The following is a 16,050-nucleotide window of genomic DNA, read 5'->3' as shown; positions in this document are numbered from 1 at the left end:
GTCCATCATCCGATTCGATGGTTCATTCTTTTCTTTTTCTTCTCGTCGATTCGCGAGGAATGAGTTTGACATCAAATAGATGCGTTTGATTTTCGCTGTTGTCGCCCTCGATTTTCTTGATCAGGAGCCTTGTCGACAGCATCCCCATATCATAAATCGATTGTGCAACCGTTGTAATTTCCGGCTCTACGATGACCGTTAAGTCGATACCGTCAAAGCCGCACAACGCAACTTGATCAGGGACGCGCACGCCCATTCGCTGCAATTTCTTAAGTGCTCCTACTGCCATGGTGTCATTGCCTGCAAAAATGCCATCAATATCAGGATGGCGCTTCATTAGGTTTTCAACCGCTTCCATTCCGCCGTCGACGCGGAAATAACCAGGTTCGACGAGGCTTGGCGAATACCAAGGAAAATGTTTCACGGATTGCTCGTATCCGATGAACCGCTCTCTCCCGGTTACTGTATCCTGCGGGCCATAAATATGAGCGATTTTCGTGCAGCCCTCATCCAAAAGATGCTGTACAGCTTGCTGAGCTCCTTCCAAATGCTTGGAGCTAACGACCGTGCAAGAGGTTTCGCGCGGCGCTCTATCCAGCATAACGAATGGAATTTTCTCGTTATTCAGGGCGTCTACATCATCCGACCGAAGACTATAGGAAGCGAACAAAATACCATCCACATACCGCTGTTTCAGCACCTTAATGTAGGTTTGCTCCTTATCCGCCTGATTGTCCGAATTGCACAAGATCACCGTATACCCGTACATCCGGGCGACATCCTCAACAGCTCTTGCCAATTCGGCAAAGAATGGGTTCGTAATATCAGGGAATATTAAAGCAATCGTCCCCGTCTTTCTGCCAGCAAGTCCTCGAGCAATCGCATTCGGCTCATACTGCAGCGTCTTGATCGCTTGTTCCACTCTCAATTTGGTTTCTTCATTGACATATCCGTTTTTGTTCAAGTATCGGGAAATGGTCGCTACGGAAACGCCCGCCAACTTTGCTACATCTCTAATTGTTGCCACTAGTTACGACTCACTCCTACTAAAAAGCAAACCTGCACTCTCAGCAATGAAATCTTGCGTAGGGTACCGGTTACATGCTCCCGAAATTTTCCTTCATTTCGATAATTTCTATTATTTACAACATACACTTCAATTATTTATGTAACCGTGAGAAACAATGTGTAACCGGTTACCTATCTCATGGAACTAATTATATTCCTCATCTTTCGACAATGTCAAGTCCAAATGCTCCCTGGGACATCAAAAAAGACCCCTGACTTGGGGCTGCGCCAAGGGGAGTGTGGGCAAGAGGAAATGATGCTGCCAATCGGAGGGTTCATCTATTGAGGGCCGTGAACAAAGGTGCTTGCGTTTCCAATCTACACTTTTATCCATAGGCTCACCCCATAAATAAATTAAGGTGCACCGCGCCTCCAGCATTAATCTACGTTGCACTTTCTACAACATAAAAGCGGCATACACCACACAAGCCATACTCTCATTGCACAAAGTACAATCATTTCACCTAAATCGCCCCTGATGTAGTCTTTTTTACCGAAATCGTTGCGCAAAGTGCAGCATAGAGTGCTCAAGGTGCGCGTAACCAGCTTTTTTATTGCACAAAGTACAACATAGGGTGGCGATTCGGGAGGGATGAATGGAATCCAATGAAAGTTGAGCTGTTCCTGCACGCATTTCGTTGGAGTGAATTGGATTTCATCCAATGACAACAGGAGCTGGTGCAAGTTCCCCTCAGCTAGCCACAAATGAGACCGAGGTATTTGAGCAAACAAAACAAGAGTCCAAGGCATCAAATAATCGATGGCCCTGCACTCTTGTTAATCTTTGTGTACAAATAATACGAGGTAAAGAAGACCTATTCCCTAGTCATTGCCGATATAAGAAGCATACTCATCAGCTGTAAGCAGGCCTTCAAGCGCATCTGCACCGGAAACCTCGACCTCAACCATCCATCCTTCGCCAAATGGCGCACTGTTTACCAGCTCCGGAGAGCCTTCCAATGACCCGTTTACAGCTGTTACTTTACCGGAAACAGGTGAGAAAATATCGGAAACCGTCTTGACGGATTCCACACTGCCGATGCTTTCATTCGCGGTAACGGATGCTCCTGCTTTAGGCAGCTCAACAAACACAATATCTCCCAATTGATCTTGGGCAAAATCAGTAATCCCTATGCGGACTACCGTATCCGACAGCTTTTCTACCCACTCATGCTCTTTGGTGTATAACAAATTGGCTTGTACGTTACTCATCGTTTTACGCCCTCGCTTACCAGCAAATTTTGCTTTTAGCTTAATCTAACGGGAACACCAAAGTCAAGGCGAACGAAGGTAAATTTTATCAAAAGTTGCAGTTGACAATTCACACCTCAATAGGCAAATATTAATACAATACTACAAATTGAATATTGGCGAATGATGGTGCAGGGAGAGACCGCAAAGCAAGCTCGCGGCGCCGAAGGAGTAAGCCCGGAAAAGTGGTGAATCTCTCAGGCAAAAGGACCTGTATCGGACGCAACTCTGGAGAGCTTCGAAGACCGCAGCAGCGGGATTTCGGACACCAAAGGGGAAACTCGAGTGACAGCGCATAGGTCTATCGAGGTAACTCTCAGGTAAAAAGGACAGGGCAAAAGGTATGTTTGTGTTGCATATCTTTTGCTCTTTTTTGCATTTCGGGCAAGATAAGGGATGAACAAAATCGAAGGTGAGGTTAAAGCATGCTGAAACGAACACCGCTCTTCCCGGTTTATGCGGAGCACGGAGCGCGAGTTATTGATTTTGGGGGCTGGGAGCTGCCGGTGCAGTTCATGGGTATTCAAAAGGAGCACGATGCCGTTAGACAACAGGCCGGGCTTTTTGACGTATCTCACATGGGGGAAGTCCGGGTTACCGGGGATGACGCCCTCCCTTTCCTGCAAAAGATCACTACGAACGATGTGTCGAAGCTCGAAAACGGTCAATGCCAATACAGTCTCATGTGCTATCCGGACGGAGGCGTTGTAGACGATCTGCTCGTTTATAAGCTGGGCGAAAACAACTACTTGCTGGTCATTAACGCATCCAACATCGACAAAGATGTGGCTTGGATGCAGCAGAATCTCACAGGTCATACAGAGATCACCAACATTTCAGATGAAACTGCTATGCTCGCTCTGCAGGGTCCCCACGCTGAACAGATTTTGGCTAAACTTACAGATGCGCCTATTCAGACTTTGAAAACATTTCGTTTCCTGCCCGATGTGCAGGTATCAGGGATCAACGCGCTGCTGTCCCGCACAGGCTATACCGGAGAAGACGGCTTCGAGCTCTATATCGATCAGAAGGATGCTGTTCAGCTGTGGAAGCTACTGCTGAAGGCAGGCGAGGAGCACGGACTTGTGCCGGCTGGCTTAGGCGCCCGTGATACGCTGCGTTTTGAAGCGCGGCTTCCCCTTTACGGGCAGGAGCTCTCCCAAGATATTTCACCGCTCGAGGCTGGGCTAAGCTATTTTGTGAAGCTGGATAAGGGAGATTTCATCGGACGTGACGTGATTGCCGGTCAAAAGGCGAACGGCACGCCGCGCAAGCTCGTCGGGATCGAAATGATTGACCGCGGCATCCCGAGGCCCCATTACAAGGTATTCACGACGGACGGTATGCCTATTGGGGAAGTGACGACAGGCACACAGTCTCCTACGTTCAAAACGAATGTAGGCCTCGCTTTAATCGACTCTGCCTACAGCGCGCTAGGTACAGAAGTGAATGTGGAAATTCGCGGGGCACAGGTCAAAGCCAAAGTCGTGGCCACCCCTTTTTATAAGAGAAAGCCGTAACCGGAGAGGAGCAAGCGCCATCATGAAGCACCGCTATTTGCCTATTACCGAGCAGGACCAAAAAGAAATGCTAGAGACGATCGGCATCTCCTCCATGGAAGAGATGTTTCAGGACATTCCGCAAAAGGTTCGCTTTCAGGGCGAACTGAACGTATCGAAGGCGTTGGATGAGCAGGGACTGCTGCGCTATATGCGCGGCTTGTCCGGCCGCAACGCCGACTTCGACCGCTACGCCAGCTTTCTCGGCGCTGGCATCTACGATCATCACCTCCCCGTGGTGATCAATCATGTCATTTCGAGGTCGGAGTTCTACACCGCGTATACGCCTTATCAGCCGGAGATCTCCCAAGGGGAGCTGCAGGCAATTTTTGAATTTCAGTCGTACATTTGCGAGCTCACCGGCATGGCCGTAGCGAACGCTTCGATGTACGACGGCGCCACGGCGCTGGCCGAAGCCGGCGCCCTCGCCAGCGGCGCGACGAAGCGCAGCCGTCTGCTCGTCTCCCGCGCGGTGCACCCGGAAGCGCGCGCCATCCTGCGCACAACCGCCCGCGGGCTGAACTTGGAAGTAGTCGAGATCGGCCTCACGCCAGAGGGCGTGACCGACTTGGGCGACCTCGCTTCCAAGGCAGCTGACGCGGCGGCCGTCATCCTCCAATCGCCGAATTTCTTCGGCTGCTTGGAGGATATCGGTGCGGCGGAGCCGATCGCGCACGGCACGGGCGCCCTGCTCGTCGTGAGCGCGAACCCGCTCACGCTAGGGCTGCTCGAAGCGCCGGGCAAGCTCGGCGCTGACATCGTCGTCGGCGACTGCCAGCCGCTCGGCATCCCAGCTGCGCTGGGCGGGCCGACGTGCGGTTACTTCGCCGTCGCCGAAAGCTGGATGCGCCGCATGCCGGGGCGCATCGTGGGCCAAACCGTCGACCGCGCCGGTAAGCGCGGCTTCGTCTTAACGCTCCAAGCGCGGGAGCAGCACATTCGACGTGAGAAAGCCACGTCGAACATCTGCTCCAACCAGGCGCTTCTCGCGCTCTGCGCATCCGTGTACTTGTCCACGATGGGCAAGCAGGGCATTCAGGACGTCGGCAAGCTAAACGTCCAGAAGGCTCACTACGCGGCTAACCGCTTAGCCGCGTCCGGCAAGCTCTCGCTGCCGTTTGCAGGCAGCTTCTTCAACGAATTCGCCGTCAAGCTTCCGGACGGCGCGAATGTGCAGGAGCTGAATAGCAAGCTCCTGCAGCATAACATCATCGGCGGCTATGATCTTGGCCGCGATTATACCGAGCTCGCCGGCCATATGCTGGTGGCCGTCACCGAGCAAAGAACCCGCGAAGAGATCGATGCCTTCGCTGATGCACTGGAGGAACTCGTATGACGACAAGTACGAATGATATTACCGTGAAAAATGACGGCAAAGCGCTCATTTTCGAAATGAGTCATCCGGGCCGTGTCGCCTATTCCTTACCGGAATCCGATGTGCCGGAGCTGGATTTGAACGACGTTCTGTCTTCCAAATTCCAACGCAAGAACGCGCCGGAGCTGCCCGAAGTGTACGAAGTAGACGTCATCCGCCACTATACCGCTCTTTCCCGCCGCAATTTCGGTATAGACAATGGCTTTTATCCGCTTGGCTCGTGTACGATGAAATACAACCCAAAAATCAATGAAGACGTAGCCCGCTTCCCCGGCTTCGCCAAAATACATCCCTACCAGCCGGAAGAATCGCTGCAAGGTGCCTTGGAGCTGCTGTACAATCTCCAAAAAGACCTTGAAGCCCTCACCGGCATGGATCGCGTAACTCTTCAGCCCGCTGCTGGCGCTCATGGCGAATGGACCGGACTCATGATGATTCGCTCCTACCATGAAAGCCGCGGTGAAAAACGGACCAAGGTCATTTGTCCAGACTCCGCGCACGGGACGAATCCGGCCAGCGCTACAGTCGCAGGGTTCGAGACCATTACGATTAAATCCAACGAACGCGGTCTGGTGAATCTCGATGAGCTTCGCAAAGCGGTTGGTCCGGATACCGCCGCCCTGATGCTCACCAATCCGAACACCCTCGGCTTGTTCGAAGAACAAATCGTCGAGATCGCCGAGATCGTCCATGAGGCCGGCGGACTGCTCTACTACGACGGCGCTAATGCGAATGCCATTATGGGCATTACACGCCCCGGCGACATGGGTTTCGACGTTGTGCATCTCAACCTGCACAAAACAATGAGCACTCCGCATGGCGGCGGTGGTCCTGGAGCCGGTCCTGTCGGCGTCAAAGAAAAGCTCATCCCGTTCCTGCCAACGCCGCTTGTGGCAAAAAAGGAGGATGGCAGCTTTTACTTTGACTATAACTACCCGCAGTCGATCGGCCGCGTCAAAGGCTACTATGGCAATTTCGGCATCCTCGTCCGTGCCTACACCTACATCCGAACACTCGGACCGGAGGGTCTGCGCAAAGTATCCGAGTTTGCCGTACTGAACGCCAACTATATGCTGGCAAGGCTGACGCCATACTTCGATGTGCCGCATCCCCGCTTCTGCAAGCACGAATTCGTGCTGTCGGGCAACCGTCAGAAAAAGCTGGGCGTGCGCACCCTCGATATCGCCAAGCGATTGCTTGACTTCGGCTACCATCCGCCGACCATCTACTTCCCGCTCAGCGTCGAAGAATGTATCATGATCGAGCCGACCGAGACGGAAAGCAAGCAAACGCTTGACGAATTTATCGACACGATGATCGCCATCGCCAAAGAAGCGGAAGAAAATCCCGATATCGTCAAAAATGCGCCATACACCACCGTGGTCAGCCGCATGGACGAAGCGCTTGCCGCCCGCAAGCCTGTCCTGAACTGCAGCTGCGGATAACAAGTTGGGGCTGCCTTAGAAGTCTTATGATTCTTTGACTTCTAAGGCAGCCCCTTTTTTTACTTATTGACTTCATACAAGTAAAATACATAATCACTCGAAGCCCCTGCATGCCCAAGCTGGCGGAGCATCGAAGAAATATTGCCGCGGTGGTACGTGCCATGGTTCATGATATGCTGAACCAATTCGTTGATGCTGGCATTCAGCACGCCAAAGGTCGGGTGCAGAAATTGCTTCTTCGCTTGCAGATCGTCGTCGCCGTTCAGAAAAACGCGGTACTCCTCGGCCTTTTCCAAGTAAGCCGCTTCCAACTGCTTCAAGGTTTTGTTCGCCGTCTTCGCTTCAATAGCGCCTAGCAGCTCTTTTACTTGTTCATAACTGCTTCCCATCATGCCTGACAACCAAATTGTGTCTACTTGATAAATGTGTACGAGACCTTATAAATCGTCGGAAAAACATTGCCGAGCTCATGATGCAAAACTTCCTCTGGCAACTCCCCCAAACGTGCGAAAACTCGTTGATTGGCCCATACGTGATAATCATAGGTTTTGATCGTTTGTTCTCTCATGCTTCATCCTCCTCAGAGTGGAACTTCGTATTCAACATAGCCCTATTGTACATCCTCTTCACTGACAAAATCAGTCAGTCAATCTGCGCAGACGCATAATGCTGATGCAAATTTTGCGTAATCTCCATCAGCATCTCAATAAGCAGCTTCGGTTCCTTAATTTGAATGGTCCCTCCATAACTGAGAAGTTGATATGGAAGATGAGAGTAGATCGCTTTTTCTTGCAGTTGAAAATGGGCTTCATGCTTTGTGCGCTCTACTAGCGCATGAGTCAGAAACCAATGGCCGCACAGGTCGTCCAGCGCCTGTTCTCTGCCAGTGATTTTGACGGAGACCAGCACTTCCGGTTTGTCCGAATCAGGCAGGACACCCGCGAGAATGAATTGGCGCGCCGAGAAATCGACCGGCCTCTCAAACGTCAGGTCCGTCCTCGACAACTCACGTATACGATCCACTCGAAAACTGCGAATTTCTTGGCGCAAGTGACAGTGCCCTACGACATAACATTTGTTTTTCCAGCAAACAAGGCCATATGGATCCAAATGGCGTTCAGCTGTTGCGGAGCCGTAACCCTTCTGATAGTGCATGTGCAGCGTGACCCGCTGTACAACCGCAACCTCCACTTCTCGCAGCAAAGAAGCCTCGGCGGCATCTGCCTGCGGCAGAATGACATCAAGTCCCTGTTCATGAAGGTAGATCTGCTCCAGCTGCTCTTGATTGGTGTATATTTTAAGTTTGGTAACGGCCTGGTTCAGCTTCTCTCCAAAAGGATAGCCTGCCTCCAAGGCAAACGCGGCTGCGTGAATGAGCGCCTTCTGCTCGTCCAGATCAAATACAAGAGGCGCTTCGTTAAACTGCCCGAGCAAGCGATAGCCGCCATGATGACCGGAATCCGAAATGATCGGGACGCCGCTCGCGCATAAAGCATCGATGTACCGGTATACAGTTCGAATATGAATTTCAAGCTTCTCTGCTAACTGCTTAGCCGTTATTCGTTTATGCGATTTGATGAGCCATAGAATGGCTAGCATTTGATCGGCTTTGGACATTCGGGGCTAGTCCTCCTAGGGAATAGTTTCCATGTTGTTTCATCATAGCATTTTCTTGGATTGTATTCATGTTTGTACATACTCGCGCTCGTACTTATATTCATGTTCATACTCATATTCATATTTATACTCTTACTCTTACTCTTACTCTTACTCTTACTCTTACTCTTACTCTTACTCTTACTCTTCTCATACCCACGCTCTTGCTCATGCTTTCATCCATTTCCCTCATTTCACTCAATTCCACTCCATCGCTACTCCCCTCCCCTTTTCCAGAACCTTGAGGCAGCGCCATCTCAAACAAATAAAAAGGGACTATCCCCAAGTAGAACACTCTACTCGAAGACCGCCCCTTACAAAATCCTTTAAACAGACAACCGCTCAACCAACTGGTGCGACTTCAGCACAAGGTCGCCACGGATCGTGCACGCATTCGGGTTAGCCAAGCTGTCCAAGAAATGCTGAACAACGCTGGCGAAGCCCCTTCTTTCCAATACCGTATCCCAGCTTCCGAAGGTTCGTACACGCGGCGCGGCGCCATTTTCATAGAAGACCGCTGACTCTAAATTGGTCACCTCAACCGAACGGCCGCTGCCGTGCAGCTCGACTTTTTCCAAATCCACACCGGCCAGTCTCACCATGCTGTAGGTGCCCATTGAAGAGCCTAAGGACAGTGTTCCCGACGCGTGTAGCAGTTTTCCCGCCTCGTCTACGTGTTGGTTGTAGGCAGACATTTCATAAGCCCCGCCGCCAAGCCAGAGCAAAAGATCCAACATGTGAATCAAATCATCATAAAGCGTCTCTTTTGCGCTGTGTCCCTGCTGCTTGATCCGATGCTTAGCCGCTGTGCACCAATCGAAGCCGCCAGCTTCCTGCAGCCAGTCTCGAGCTTCAACATAAAGCGGAGCAAATCTGCGATTAAAGCCCGCAGCAAGCAGTACACCTTTACGCTCCGCGTAAGAGGCCATCTCTACGGATTGTGCCCACTCGTAAGACAGCGGCTTATCTACGTAGACCGCCACGCCCTGCTCCATACATCGCATAGCAATTTCATAATGCGTAGCTGTCGGACTATGTACGAAAACAGCATCCAGTTCAAGTGCAAGAAGCTCTTCCAATTTCGTCGTCCCAAACGGGATGCGGTATTTAGCTTTCATTCGTTCAACCGTCGCCGGTGTGAAGCTCATAATGCCTGCGATGTCTACTTGTTCGTTAACGGAAAGAAGGGGAAGGTAAACTTTTTGTGCGATATCCCCAAGTCCGATGATTCCGATTCTAGTTCTTTTCATTCTGCGGTCAGCTCCTTATTTGTTTCCCGAGCACCATGCGCCCTACGACTAATCCAAGTACAAGCAGCACAGCGCCCACCAGCGTTGAAACGCCATAAATCTGCACCCACATCGGTGCTTCCGAAATGAGAGCATACACTTTCCCGCCAACAATTGGCCCCAAAAAAGCGGCAAAGCCCGTAATCGCCGAATACGTTGCGATGTACATCGGTCGTTCACTTTTCGGTGTGTCGCCGATTGTAAAGGTAAAGACCATCTGATTGAATCCGCCCAGTCCAATGCCGAGCACAATATGAACCGCATAAAGCACGACAATCGCCGGTATAAAAGCAATCGCGCCCCATAAAAGACAAGCGAGCGCAATAATCGGTAATGACCATAGCAGTAAAGTTTGCGCGGTATGATGTGCATTTAGATTACCCCAAACATAGTAACTTGCCATCATGACCAAAGTATGGACGACTGTAATGTAGGAGACTGTTTCGTAATTTATATTCATGAGTTTCAGCATGACATAGGAAAATAGCGGCACTGTCAAACTTTGCACAAATAAAAACACAGCTAAGAAAATAATCGCTTTAAGAAAAGCGCTGTCTTTCAATGGCTTCCCAATCATTCCAATGGGATTCGACTCCTTGGACGGCTCAAAAGGCGGATTCGGATATAAGCAATAAGCCAGTACATTGAGGACCGCGCAAACGCCGACGATCATAAATAAATAGGTAAATCCCTGCTCCCCGGGATACCGGTCCAAAATTTGCCCCCCAATGAACAGAGCAAGGGAACTCACTCCGCCTAGAATCGTATTGCGAAGCCCGAAATAACGACCCCGAACAGGCCCCGGCACAGCGTCGCTAATGAGCGAGGTCCACACAACACCGCCCGCGGCATTGCCTAAATGAGCCGCCGTATACAGGATAATGTACATCACGACCCACAGATCTTGCGGAAAAAGAAACGGAATCAACCCAACGGAAGCCCACAGCAGCCTGTGTGAGGAGCCGAATATGAGGAGCATTCGTTTGCGGTTTCTAAATTTCTGCATCGCCACAGCCATACCGATTTGAATAATATTGACGACTGTCGTAATTGCTAAAATAAAGCCAATCTCAGTTGAAGTCGCGCCGAGGAACAGTAAATAGCCCGTTAAGAATGGACCTCCAAGAAGCTGGAAAATTATAACGGCTGGAAACCCCTCCAGCGTTGCAATGAGTAGACTTTTCCGGTAGTAGGACATCTTTTTCCTGGGGTTCCTCAAGCTTTCCAGTATTTTCATAAGCGTGCTCGCCTCCATTTTGTAAGGGTAAAGCCTATTACTGATCTAATAGTTTACAAGATATAGGGCGCTTATGTTAAAATAGGACAGACTACCTAATCTATCATGTCAGGCGGGATCAGCGAATTACTATGAAACCAAACCATTTTGGTCTTATCACAAGCTCATTGCTCTTTTTGACTTTTATTGTACTCTCTCTTGTGTTCCAGTCAACAACTTATTTGTATATCGCCAGTGTTTGCCCGCTTCTCATCGTTCTTTTTCTTCCTGATCTTCGTTCGACCCAGTTCATCAAGCCCAATCAGGCCAAAGGTGCTGTCCGTCTCATTACGATGGAAAATAAGGATAAGTCCGATTCCGATTTTCTTGTCATCTTGTTTGAGCAAGGTTTTGTCAAATGGAACAGCAGGCAGCTCTATTTTAATCTGGATGATATTATGAAAGATGTTTATATCAAACCAGATCCATTCGCCGCCACGATGACTGTGCTCAAATATGACCTGTTCCTGCATCGCCGTAAGAAAAACTGGGTCGGCATTTCCTTGCCCCAGCTCCAGCAGCGTATAAGCCAGCTCTCTTATACAACCAATGAAATCAACCGCCTAGTCATTCAAATGTCCGATATAAGCGATCTGCTGCAAAAACCGGTTTCGCAGCCGGCAGCAGCCGGAAGAAGTGTCGGCGCCTAAATGGAAAACACCCAACCTTTTCAGGAGGCCACTGAAGAACTATCTATGTTTTCGGGACTCCAAAATAAATCAAACAAAAAGACGACTCATTTCCATTTTTTTTATGGAACTGAGCCGTTTTTTTCTATTTTCATACATGTTTTTGATGAATTTTAATCAGACAGTTTTAATATTCGCTTCAAATTTACTGTGAATATCGCCAGAGCTCCTTGGATCTCCATGCCGATTAGACCCGAGGATTCCGCTACATCCAACCCGTGCCTATGTTTTAATTCACTATTTTTTGCTTCTATTTTGTAACGCTGCTTCGACTTTTCTCTAAAGTCATCACTTTCTTGAAACGTTGCTTGCTCTGCGTGTTCGAGCGACTTAATACTTACATTGTATGTTTTTGTTGCAGCGCCTTCTATATAGCAGCCTTCCTTTATTGGGCATCGTTTGCATTTCTCAATATCGAAATAGTATGTAGTCTTTTGGTTCCTATCCTTTTCTTTTTTTCCTGTCCGCGCTTTTCTGACCGCCATATGTCCTGACTTGCAGACATACATGCCTGCATCTTTATTAAATTCAAATTCCTCTGATTTGCTTCGCTTTCCTTGCGCAACCAAGGGATGTAACTTAGATACGAGTTGTATTTCATTCTTTTTGCTATACATAATATTATCTTTTTCTGAATATGCAGTGTCCCCAATCACGGTATCGATTTTCATGCCAGCAGCTATGCTTTTCTCAATCAACGTTTGCAATTGCTTGCCGTCAGTTTTTTCTCCAGTCGTAATGGTTGCTGCGGTGATTATTCGTTCCTCGCTCATAGCCAAATGCGTCTTGTAGCCAAAAAACGAGGAATCCGCACTTTTGTGGCCTATCCTTGCGTCTTGATCTTGTGAAATTCGCAATTGCTCAATGTCATCTATGATAGTTTCTTTCAAGAAGTTCAACTGTTCTTTTACTTTTGGGAATTCCGAGATGCTACCTTCCTTCTCAATTACCGAGATGAGCTTATGGCAATAACTAATTTCATCTTCTAACGCTTCAGTTGTGGTCTTTGCTGGAAACTTATTTTTTATGGATTCATCAATCTTGTAGACAGATTTTCGAAGTTTCTTGGCGCGCTCCATCAATATTTCTTTGGGAGTTTTCTGATTGTAACGAGATTTGGTGTGCGTGGCATCGACGATGATAGCTTTACTTTTAATGATTTCTTTTTCAATAGCGATTTCGACAGTTTGTTGGATTAGCAGATCCAGCAGGTTAAGGTCTTTTAACCGCAATTTCCGAAACTTGGTCAAGGAACTCGGTTCAATTGCTGCTTCTTCAGGTGCCATTTGAAGAAAATATTTAAAAGACATGTCGTATTTCGAGCGTTCTACAACGTCGACGTCGGATAAATCGAAGATAGATTTTAATAATAAATATTTAAACATTCGAATAGGGTTGATGGCGTTGCGACCGTTATCTAGGCAATAGTTATTCTTCAATTCTTCATACACAAACGAGAAGTCGACAAGCTCTTCAATCTGACGCAGCAAGTTATCCTTGGGAACAACCAAGTTATATATCTCCATATATGGGCTTAATATCATCGACTGTTGGTTCGTAATCATCCCTAACCACCCGCTAAGTTTAATACTCTTAATTATACAGAAAAAAGGTACAGTCTCCTCAAAAAATTGAGAAAATCTGTACCTTGCTTTAATTTAGAAGACTTTTTCAGTGGCCTCCTTTTCAGGCTGGGTGTTTTTTTGTGATCAACATTTATTTCAACTGATCGCCGCACAAATAGACGGCTAACGTTCGTACCATAACGCCCGTTGCCCCTTTGGGCTCGATGCCTTTGGCTGACCATAACCAGGCGGTGCCGCCCGTATCCAAATGAATCCAAGGCGTTTTTTCAGCGAAGTAGCCGATGAACAGCCCGCCAGTGATGGCTCCCGCCCAGCGATCTGAGGAAGCCTGATTCTTGATATCGGCGACATCGCTTTTCAGCATGTCACGGTACTCAGGATAGTTTGGCAGCTGCCAAAGCTTTTCTCCCGCTTCTCTTGCCGCTTGAAGCAGCGGTTTCAGGAAGTCATCATCGTTCGTCACGGCTCCCGTCGCCACATCAGCGAAGGAAATTAAGATGGCCCCGGTCAAGGTAGCTACATCAATAAGCCGCGTCGCTCCGAGCTGCTTCGCGTAAGTGATGCCCTCTGCCAAGATTATGCGGCCTTCCGCGTCCGTATTCAGCACTTCCACGGAGTGTCCGCTAAGCATCGTCACGATATCGCCTGGACGATATGCGGAGCCGGACGTCATATTTTCAGCCGCCGGTATGACGACTACTATGTTAATCTTCGGTTTCAACTGACCGACGACGTGAAGAGCTCCAAGCAGTGTTGCGGCTCCGCCCATATCGCTGATCATTTCTTCCATGCCGTCGGGGCTTTTCATCGAGATGCCGCCGGTATCGAAGGTCACGCCCTTGCCGACGAGGCCCAGCACGTCGGTGGAGTCGGGATCCCCCTTATACTGCAGGGTGATCATCCGTGGCGGGTTGGCGCTGCCTGCGCCAACCGCGATCAGGCCGCCCATCCCCCGGGCAGCGATCTCGTACTCATCCAGCACTTCGCAGCCGAAGCCGTAGTGCTGGGCAAGCTTCATGGCTTCCTCTGCAAGAGTAGCCGGAAGCAGCTTATTCGCCGGGAGGTTCGTGAGATCCCGGGCATAGTTAGTCCCCTCCGCAACCGCCTCGGCGGCTGCGATCGCGGATGACAGAAGCGCTGCGTCCGCAGCCGCTTCTGTAAGCAGTACCGCCCGGCGCAGCTCTGCGCGCGCCGGTTCGTTTCTGCGGTACACCGCGATGCGGTATGTACCGAGAAGCAGCCCTTCGGTCGTCGCCGTGACGGCGGACCGGCTGTCAATGCCGCTTGGCAGCTTCAGCGCCAAGCTTTCCAGCTTCAGCGCGAGTGCCTCGCGCGCTGCATAGACGGCGGCTGCTCGCAGCGTATCGCGTGATGCTGCGGGGCCGAGCCCCGCAACGAGCACGTACGCATACGGCAGCAGCCCGTGGGTTGGCAGCGCCTCGAGCTCGCCTGAGGCGCCGGAGAAGAGGCCCTTAGCGCGCATGCGCTGAAGGGCCTGGTCGAGCTGCGGGTGGCCGAGGACGGTGTCCTCGCGCAGCTCAGCTTCACTTAGGCAGACGAGGATGGCGTCTGCCCCTTGGTCGTTATGCGTGAATGACGTGAACACGCCCGTCGTAATTTCAGTGATTTTTGCAAACATTGTGTCATTCTCCCTGTTTATTTAATAGAAAGACGCTGCCTTCTGAATGACAGATTGCATAGGCAGATGGTACGGACATTTCTCCTCGCAAAGCGGCTTCTCTTTACACGGATCATGGTCAGCACAGCCTACTATTCTATCCTTTTGTCTTTCGAAAAATCCCTCGCCCTTCGGCAGCAAGCCAAATTTATCCCTAAATCTGCTGGAGATCATCACATCCGGGATAGCGATTTCTAGCGGACACGAACAATAGTTGCAGCGTCTGCAATCGTGCTGACCCAGCTCGATAGCCAATTGTTCGAGTTCTTGGCGCTCTTCTGTTCCAACTTCCTGCTCTTGCGCAGCCAGGTTTTCCTGTACTTCTTTAACGCTTACCATCCCTGATATTGTCACATGCACGTCTTGGCTGTACGGATAACGGATGGCCCGGTCCACGGGTTGAATGAATCCGCCGGACAAAGGCTTCATCGCGACCTTCATTAAATCCATCTCTGTCGCTTTGGGAATCAACTCATCTAGGGCAAAAGGCTGCGCCAAATTCAAATGAAACAAAATTTGATCGAATTGCCCTTTGGCGATCCACTTCGTCAGCAAGTCCGGCCGGTGACCGGAAATGCCGATGAAGCGTACTTTGCCTTCACGCTGGGCTTCCAGGGCTGCCTTGTAGGCTCCTTCCACATCCATGGCTTTCTTAAACTCACTCACATAGTTCACATAGTGAATTTGAAGCAAGTCTACATGGTCTGTCTTCATCCGCACCAGACTTCGCTCGATCTCCGCCTTCGCGGTTTCGTAATCACGCGCCCCCGTTTTCGTCGCTAGAAAGTACTCCCCTCTGCGATGCGAAATGCATTCGCCGATGATCTCCTCACTGTTGCGATAAGCTGCTGCGGTGTCAATATAATTAATGCCGTGGTCCAAGGCATAGTTTAATGCTTCTCTAGCCTGTTCTAGTGGTACACTCGGAAGGTTCATTGCACCAAAGCCAAGTGACGATACGTTGTAGCCTGATTTACCGAATCTCGAATATCTCAAACCAATATCTCCCTTCCCAGTTCCGTTAACGAGTGGATGAATAATTGCATATGCAACTATTGTAATACAACTTGGTCCTACTTTCCACGAAGTCGTGAATGATTAGGGAACTACAGGGCACTATTTCTCCAAAAAACGGCCAATCGGGAGGCGAGGGGGAACTACAGGGCTGTATTTCATCT

Annotated in this window: 14 protein-coding genes and 1 riboswitch; of the genes, 4 read left to right on the top strand and 10 right to left on the bottom strand. The window is 49.8% G+C overall.

Annotated features, from left to right (window positions below):
* Positions 1-22: 22 nt before the first annotated feature.
* Entirely contained in the window at positions 23-1,027 is a 1,005-nt protein-coding gene (locus tag J2Z65_RS29395; RefSeq protein ID WP_167068281.1) for a substrate-binding domain-containing protein, read from the bottom strand.
* A gap of 863 nt (positions 1,028-1,890) precedes the next feature.
* A complete protein-coding gene (gene gcvH, locus J2Z65_RS29390; protein WP_167068279.1) occupies positions 1,891-2,280 on the bottom strand; it encodes a glycine cleavage system protein GcvH in 390 nt (129 codons plus the stop codon).
* Between the two features lie 162 nt (positions 2,281-2,442).
* Positions 2,443-2,542, top strand: a riboswitch (glycine riboswitch).
* A gap of 202 nt (positions 2,543-2,744) precedes the next feature.
* Here gcvH and gcvT point away from each other — a divergent pair.
* From gcvT to gcvPB, 3 genes are read left to right on the top strand one after another with little or no spacing between them, the layout of a single operon-like run.
* On the top strand, positions 2,745-3,839 hold the full coding sequence (gcvT, locus tag J2Z65_RS29385) for a glycine cleavage system aminomethyltransferase GcvT (RefSeq protein ID WP_167068276.1): 1,095 nt from the start codon (positions 2,745-2,747) through the stop codon (positions 3,837-3,839).
* Between the two features lie 22 nt (positions 3,840-3,861).
* A complete protein-coding gene (gcvPA, locus tag J2Z65_RS29380) occupies positions 3,862-5,214 on the top strand; it encodes an aminomethyl-transferring glycine dehydrogenase subunit GcvPA (RefSeq protein WP_167068273.1) in 1,353 nt (450 codons plus the stop codon).
* Complete coding sequence (gene gcvPB, locus J2Z65_RS29375; RefSeq protein ID WP_167068270.1) at positions 5,211-6,698, top strand: aminomethyl-transferring glycine dehydrogenase subunit GcvPB; 1,488 nt, start codon at positions 5,211-5,213, stop codon at positions 6,696-6,698. Before gcvPA ends, gcvPB begins: the two co-directional genes overlap by 4 nt.
* Positions 6,699-6,757: 59 nt before the next feature.
* Here the strand turns inward: gcvPB and J2Z65_RS29370 are convergent, their stop codons facing one another.
* From J2Z65_RS29370 to J2Z65_RS29350, 5 genes are all read right to left on the bottom strand, one after another.
* Positions 6,758-7,090: a DinB family protein gene (locus J2Z65_RS29370; RefSeq protein ID WP_240160076.1), complete on the bottom strand. Its 333-nt coding sequence runs from the start codon at positions 7,088-7,090 to the stop codon at positions 6,758-6,760.
* A gap of 20 nt (positions 7,091-7,110) precedes the next feature.
* Positions 7,111-7,266: a hypothetical protein gene (locus tag J2Z65_RS29365; protein WP_167068264.1), complete on the bottom strand. Its 156-nt coding sequence runs from the start codon at positions 7,264-7,266 to the stop codon at positions 7,111-7,113.
* A 74-nt stretch (positions 7,267-7,340) separates the two neighbouring features.
* Positions 7,341-8,315: a helix-turn-helix transcriptional regulator gene (locus J2Z65_RS29360; protein WP_167068261.1), complete on the bottom strand. Its 975-nt coding sequence runs from the start codon at positions 8,313-8,315 to the stop codon at positions 7,341-7,343.
* A gap of 365 nt (positions 8,316-8,680) precedes the next feature.
* Positions 8,681-9,604, bottom strand: coding sequence for a Gfo/Idh/MocA family protein (locus J2Z65_RS29355; RefSeq protein WP_167068259.1), 924 nt, complete (start codon positions 9,602-9,604; stop codon positions 8,681-8,683).
* 7 nt (positions 9,605-9,611) lie between these two features.
* A complete protein-coding gene (locus J2Z65_RS29350; protein WP_167068256.1) occupies positions 9,612-10,880 on the bottom strand; it encodes an MFS transporter in 1,269 nt (422 codons plus the stop codon).
* Positions 10,881-11,011: 131 nt separating this feature from the next.
* On the opposite strand from J2Z65_RS29350, the gene J2Z65_RS29345 reads away from it, so the two are divergent.
* Complete coding sequence (locus J2Z65_RS29345) at positions 11,012-11,569, top strand: hypothetical protein (protein ID WP_167068253.1); 558 nt, start codon at positions 11,012-11,014, stop codon at positions 11,567-11,569.
* A gap of 152 nt (positions 11,570-11,721) precedes the next feature.
* Here J2Z65_RS29345 and J2Z65_RS29340 read toward each other — a convergent pair whose 3' ends face one another.
* The 3 genes from J2Z65_RS29340 to J2Z65_RS29330 form a co-directional block, all read right to left on the bottom strand.
* Complete coding sequence (locus tag J2Z65_RS29340) at positions 11,722-13,173, bottom strand: IS1182 family transposase (protein WP_167068249.1); 1,452 nt, start codon at positions 13,171-13,173, stop codon at positions 11,722-11,724.
* Positions 13,174-13,324: 151 nt separating this feature from the next.
* Complete coding sequence (locus tag J2Z65_RS29335) at positions 13,325-14,833, bottom strand: leucyl aminopeptidase (RefSeq protein WP_167068246.1); 1,509 nt, start codon at positions 14,831-14,833, stop codon at positions 13,325-13,327.
* A gap of 21 nt (positions 14,834-14,854) precedes the next feature.
* The gene (locus J2Z65_RS29330; protein WP_167068243.1) at positions 14,855-15,868 is read right to left on the bottom strand and encodes an aldo/keto reductase; all 1,014 of its coding nucleotides are present in this window, start codon (positions 15,866-15,868) and stop codon (positions 14,855-14,857) included.
* Positions 15,869-16,050 lie beyond the last annotated feature (182 nt).

This window comes from Paenibacillus aceris, assembly GCF_017874035.1.
Lineage (GTDB): Bacteria > Bacillota > Bacilli > Paenibacillales > NBRC-103111 > Paenibacillus_E > Paenibacillus_E aceris.
The sequence above is the reverse complement of the archived record's forward strand: the minus strand, read 5'-3'. Positions and strand labels throughout refer to the sequence as shown.

Coding starts and splice junctions, on each gene's coding strand:
- gcvH (WP_167068279.1), bottom strand. CDS start 2,280: ATGAGTAACGTACAAGCCAATTTGTTATACACCAAAGAGCATGAGTGG.
- gcvT (WP_167068276.1), top strand. CDS start 2,745: ATGCTGAAACGAACACCGCTCTTCCCGGTTTATGCGGAGCACGGAGCG.
- gcvPA (WP_167068273.1), top strand. CDS start 3,862: ATGAAGCACCGCTATTTGCCTATTACCGAGCAGGACCAAAAAGAAATG.
- gcvPB (WP_167068270.1), top strand. CDS start 5,211: ATGACGACAAGTACGAATGATATTACCGTGAAAAATGACGGCAAAGCG.
- J2Z65_RS29370 (WP_240160076.1), bottom strand. CDS start 7,090: ATGATGGGAAGCAGTTATGAACAAGTAAAAGAGCTGCTAGGCGCTATT.
- J2Z65_RS29365 (WP_167068264.1), bottom strand. CDS start 7,266: ATGAGAGAACAAACGATCAAAACCTATGATTATCACGTATGGGCCAAT.
- J2Z65_RS29360 (WP_167068261.1), bottom strand. CDS start 8,315: ATGTCCAAAGCCGATCAAATGCTAGCCATTCTATGGCTCATCAAATCG.
- J2Z65_RS29355 (WP_167068259.1), bottom strand. CDS start 9,604: ATGAAAAGAACTAGAATCGGAATCATCGGACTTGGGGATATCGCACAA.
- J2Z65_RS29350 (WP_167068256.1), bottom strand. CDS start 10,880: ATGAAAATACTGGAAAGCTTGAGGAACCCCAGGAAAAAGATGTCCTAC.
- J2Z65_RS29345 (WP_167068253.1), top strand. CDS start 11,012: ATGAAACCAAACCATTTTGGTCTTATCACAAGCTCATTGCTCTTTTTG.
- J2Z65_RS29340 (WP_167068249.1), bottom strand. CDS start 13,173: ATGATTACGAACCAACAGTCGATGATATTAAGCCCATATATGGAGATA.
- J2Z65_RS29335 (WP_167068246.1), bottom strand. CDS start 14,833: ATGTTTGCAAAAATCACTGAAATTACGACGGGCGTGTTCACGTCATTC.